This is a genomic window from Streptomyces sp. NPDC050610 (assembly GCF_040654875.1).
GTDB lineage: Bacteria > Actinomycetota > Actinomycetes > Streptomycetales > Streptomycetaceae > Streptomyces.
Genome location: NZ_JBFAIV010000083.1, coordinates 1 through 4,911 on the forward strand (window position 1 = coordinate 1; position 4,911 = coordinate 4,911).

Here is a 4,911-nt window from a genome sequence, read left to right on the forward strand (position 1 = left end):
CGTCATCGCCCTCAACGGCTTCGACGGACACCAGCCCTACACCCCCGAAGAAGTCCGCGAAGCACTCCAGATCGGCCCCGACGCACCCATCATCACCACCGATGCCCGGCAGCGCGGCGAGACCAAGAGCGCGCTCATCACGCTCGTCGAGCACGCCCTGATGGCGCGGCTCAAGTAGCGCTGCGCGGACGGCAGTTGCACGGGGCGTCACGGAGCCGGCGGGAACGGCTGCGGGCGGGCCGCGCGGTGCGTTACGGCATGTTGCCGTGTTCATAACGTTTCGACAGAGAATTGGCCGGGCGCGACTACAGGTCGCGCCCGGCCGATTGCGCTCTGTTTATGTTTTCCCCGCCTTTTGGCGGCCCTCGGTCTTAATGCCCGTTTTATGTTGGACATTTCCAGCCCCCGGACCGTTGCCCCGGTGTTTGGAATGCACCCGCCTGACGTGCTGCAATTCCCGGACCCGAGCGGTAATGGCTCAGGGGGAGACCGGCACCGAGCGGGTGCCGACGCCGAGGGGTTGTTGGTCGAGTGAGGCGAAGCACAGCGAGCGCCGCGGAGCAGGCGCGGGGGAATTTCACCCCGCCGCCGCGCGCGGCGGCATCGTATGCCGACGCGTCCGAGACCCCCGCGACCGGTAGCCGCCGGTCGCCCCGCAACTGGCGCGTCTCCACCCGGCTGACCGCGATCCTCCTCATACCGGTGCTGATCGCCCTCGCCTTCGGCGGCCTCAACTTCAAGTCGTCGCTGGACGCCTGGCGGCAGGCGCGGGACACGGAGCGCGTGGCGGATCTCGTACAGGTTGCGTCGTTCTACAGTCACTCGCTGAGCCACGAGCGCGACAGCACCACCGCACTGTTGCTCGAAGGCCACCGCGACTTCCCGCTGGTCAAGGCGGCGTACATAGCTACGGACAGAGCGAAGCAGGCTTTCCACAATCGTGCGGCCCATATGCCGGACACTCCCTCTCTCAAGCGGCGCCTGAAGGCGTTCGCCGAAGCCGAGAAGGCGCTACCGGAGGTGCGCAAGACCGCGTACGCGGGGTCCGCGGCCGCCGGGGTGCGCACGGAAGATGCCTACACGTCCATCCAGCGCCCGCTGCTGGAGTTCGCCGATGAGCTGGGCGCGGGCGACACCGCCTCCTACGGCCGTGCCGTCCACGCGCTCTCCCTCGCCAAGTCCGCCGAGTCGCTCCAGCGCGCCATCGGCACGCACCTGCTGGTGAAGCCGGGCCCGAGCGAGCAGGACCGCAAGACCCAGCTGGCGGCGTTCGACGCGTACCGCTCTCTGGAAAAGATCGCGTTCGACGCGTACGCCTCCGGCGGCACCGATGAGGGCGTCAAGCGGCTCAAGGACACCATGGCCCACGAGCGGCAGATCATGGGGGGCGACACCAGACCGGAGGAGCAGCGGAGGATGGCCGACGCCATCGCCGCCGGCTCCTCACCGCAGCAGCTCAAGGACGCGCACGTCACCCCCATCAAATGGGAGAACCAGTCGTCCATGACGTTCTCCGCCTACCGAGCGGGCGAGGACCACCTCGTACGCGAGGCGCTGGCCGCGTCGGGGCGGATCTCCTCCGACGCCAAGCGCGACGCCATCGTCAACGGCGCCGTCGTAGCCGCCGCCCTGCTCGTGGCCCTCGTGGTGTCCGGCCTGATGGCCCGTTCGATGAGCCGCTCGATGCGGCGGCTGCGCAGCGCCGCCTTCGAGGTCGCCGAGCAGCGGCTGCCGGCCGTCGTCGACCAGCTCTCGCGTACGGCTCCGGAACGGGTGGACACCCGGGCGCTGCCGATCCCGGTCACCACGCGCGACGAGATCGGCGAGGTGGCCCGCGCCTTCGACCAGGTGCACCGCGAGGCCGTGCGGCTCGCCGCCGAGCAGGCGCTGCTGCGGTCCAACGTCAACACCATCTTCACCAACCTCTCGCGCCGCAACCAGCACCTGATCGAGGGTCAGCTCGCGGTCATCTCCGGCCTGGAGAGCACCGAGGCCGACACGGGCCGGCTGGAGAGCCTCTACCGGCTGGACCACCTGGCCACCAGGATGCGCCGCAACGGCGAGAACCTGCTCGTTCTCTCGGGCGAGCGGCCCAGCCGCCGTTGGGACCGGCCGGTACCGCTCGTGGACGTGCTGCGCGCCGCCTCCGCCGAGGTGGAGTCGTACGCGCGCATCGAGCTGACCGGGGTGGCGGACTGCGAGATCCACGGCGCCGCCGTCGCCGACCTCGTGCACCTGCTCGCCGAGTTGCTGGAGAACGCCACCGCCTTCTCCTCGCCGCAGACGAAGGTCGCGGTGACGGCGACGCGGCTGCCGGACGGCCGCGTCATGATCGAACTCCATGACCAGGGCATCGGCCTGACCGCCGAGGACTTCGCGGACATCAACCACCGGCTCGCCAACCCGCCGAGCGTCGACGTCGCGGTCTCCCAGCGGATGGGCCTGTTCGTGGTCGGCCGGCTCTCGGAGCGGCACGGCATCCGCGTCCAGCTGCGCCCCTCGGGCGAACAGGGCGGCACCACCTCGCTGGTGATGCTGCCGGACGCGATCACGCGCGGCGGGGGCGGCGAGGAGGCGGGGCCGCAGGACGGCGCCGCCACCGCGCTCGACGCGCCCGCGCCGGGCGGTTCGGCGCAGGGATCGCCGCTCAGTGACGACCGGCTGTACGAGCAGTCGTACAACCAGCCCGAGCGGCCGTACGAGCCTTCGAACGCCCCGTCGCACACGCAGTCTTACAGCTCCTCCCCCGAGCGGCCCGCGGCGTATCCGGAATCCCCTTTCGAGGGATCGGCGCACTCCGGCGCAGCGGCCTCCGACGAGCCTCAGCACCCCGCTCACCAGGGCGAGTGGAGCGAGTCAGGGTCGTATGGGGCGGCGTATGACGAGGGTTACGGAAGGGAATCGGAGCCCTCGTCCGACGCTGACGCGACAGCGCGGGAGCGCGTAGAGTTTGACCATCCGGGCGTTTCCCCGAGCGGCTCCCACCCGATGACCGGCGCCGGCTTTCCGCGCCGCGGCACCCAGTGGCAGCAGCCCGAGGAAACGGCAGGGGAGCCGGAGCAGCCTCCGCAGGGAGAGGCCCCCGACTGGCAATCGGCGAACGACGAGCGCTGGCAGAAGGCCGAGCGGCTCCGTGAGCCGAAGGCCGGCGGAGTCACCCCCTCCGGTCTGCCCCGGCGGGTGCCCAAGGCGAACCTCGTCGAAGGCACCGCGGAGCAGACACCGCAGGGCGGCCCCCAGCTGTCCCGCGCCCCCGAGGACATCCGCGGCAGGCTGAGCAATCTGCGCCGCGGCGTCCAGCAGGGCCGCGGTGTCCAGCAAGGGCGCAACGCGGGGGCCGAGAGCGGCTCCCCCGAGCACAATGACCGACAGGGCTTCGGCCCCGGCAGCACCTACGATCAGGAGCGTTAGTGTGAGCCCGATGAGCCAGGCGGCGCAGAACCTGAACTGGTTGATCACCGGTTTCGTGGACAACACCCCAGGGGTCTCCCACACGGTCGTGGTCTCCGCCGACGGACTGCTATTGGCGATGTCCGAAGGTTTCCCGCGCGACCGCGCCGACCAATTGGCGGCCGTCGCCTCCGGCCTGACCTCCCTCACCGCCGGGGCCTCCCGGATCTTCGAGGGCGGCAGCGTCAACCAGACCGTGGTGGAGATGGAGCGCGGCTTCCTCTTCATCATGTCCGTATCCGACGGTTCTTCACTGGCCGTGCTCGCCCACCCTGAGTGCGACATCGGCCTCGTCGGCTACGAAATGGCCCTGCTCGTCGACCGGACCGGCAGCGTACTGACCCCCGACCTCCGCGCCGAATTGCAGGGCAGCCTGCTGAACTAGCAGACAGGCAGTGCGTTTCGCGCCACCGAGCTTTACAGTTCGGTGGCGCGACCCCGCAGCGATAAGGCAAGTTGGAGGAGGAAGACGTGGCAACGCCCCCCGGCGGATACCCGTACGGCAATGGTCAGCAGGGTGAGCCCCCGCTGAACCGCTTCAACTTCCCCTCCGCACCGAGCCCCCAGGCCCCGCCGGAGCCCCCGCGACAGCCCGAGTCGCAGCGGCCGCGGCGCCTGGACCGCCAGCGGCAGTGGCAGCAGCCGGACCAGCGGGGTGCGTACGCGCCCTACGAAGCCGCGTCCGCCGCACCCGCCGCGCCCTCGGAAGCCCGCATCGAGCCGATGGAGCCGGCGTGGTACGCGCCGGAGCCCTCGTCGGACACGGGCGACGGACACAACCCGCTGGTCAGGCCGTACGCCATGACCGGCGGGCGGACCAGGCCGCGCTACCAGCTCGCCATAGAGGCGCTGGTGCACACGACGGCCCAGCCCTCCCAACTCCAGGGGCAGCTGCCGGAACACCAGCGCATCTGCCACCTGTGCCGCGAGATCAAGTCGGTCGCCGAGATCTCCGCGCTCCTCACCATTCCCCTCGGCGTGGCCCGAATCCTCGTTGCCGACTTGGCAGAGGCCGGGCTCGTCGCCATCCATCAGCCCGGCGGCGACGAGACCGCCGGCGGCCAGCCTGACGTGACACTGCTCGAAAGGGTGCTCAGTGGACTTCGGAAGCTCTAGCGGCGAGCCACCTGCCCGCTCCACCACCTCCGCGAAGATCGTGGTGGCGGGAGGCTTCGGCGTGGGCAAGACGACCTTCGTCGGCGCGGTCTCGGAGATCAACCCGCTGCGCACCGAAGCCGTGATGACCTCCGCCTCCGCGGGGATCGACGACTTGACGCACGCGCCGGACAAGACCACCACGACGGTGGCCATGGACTTCGGCCGCATCACCTTGGACCAGGACCTGATCCTGTACCTGTTCGGCACACCCGGCCAGGACCGCTTCTGGTTCATGTGGGACGACCTGGTACGCGGCGCCATCGGCGCCGTCGTCCTCGTCGACACCCGCCGCCTCGCCGACTG

The 4,911-nt window shown here is 70.3% G+C and carries 4 protein-coding genes and 1 pseudogene; all 5 read left to right on the forward strand.

Annotated features, from left to right (window positions below; genetic code table 11):
• A pseudogene (locus AB0I22_RS39510) lies at positions 1–178 on the forward strand (ATP-binding protein); the annotation flags it as partial.
• 353 nt (positions 179–531) lie between these two features.
• A complete protein-coding gene (locus AB0I22_RS39515; RefSeq protein WP_363135873.1) occupies positions 532–3,411 on the forward strand; it encodes a nitrate- and nitrite sensing domain-containing protein in 2,880 nt (959 codons plus the stop codon).
• A 10-nt stretch (positions 3,412–3,421) separates the two neighbouring features.
• Positions 3,422–3,835 (forward strand): roadblock/LC7 domain-containing protein, encoded by a 414-nt coding sequence (locus tag AB0I22_RS39520; protein WP_030884783.1) that lies wholly within the window; start codon positions 3,422–3,424, stop codon positions 3,833–3,835.
• Between the two features lie 86 nt (positions 3,836–3,921).
• Positions 3,922–4,566 (forward strand): DUF742 domain-containing protein, encoded by a 645-nt coding sequence (locus tag AB0I22_RS39525; protein ID WP_363135874.1) that lies wholly within the window; start codon positions 3,922–3,924, stop codon positions 4,564–4,566.
• Positions 4,547–4,911, forward strand: a 365-nt coding sequence (locus AB0I22_RS39530; protein WP_363135875.1) for an ATP/GTP-binding protein, incomplete at its 3' end; no start/stop codon positions are given. The genes AB0I22_RS39525 and AB0I22_RS39530, both read left to right, overlap by 20 nt.

What these genes read in the sequence shown, in the direction of transcription:
- AB0I22_RS39520 (WP_030884783.1), top strand. Translation starts at nt 3,422, where the DNA reads ATGAGCCAGGCGGCGCAGAACCTGAACTGGTTGATCACCGGTTTCGTG.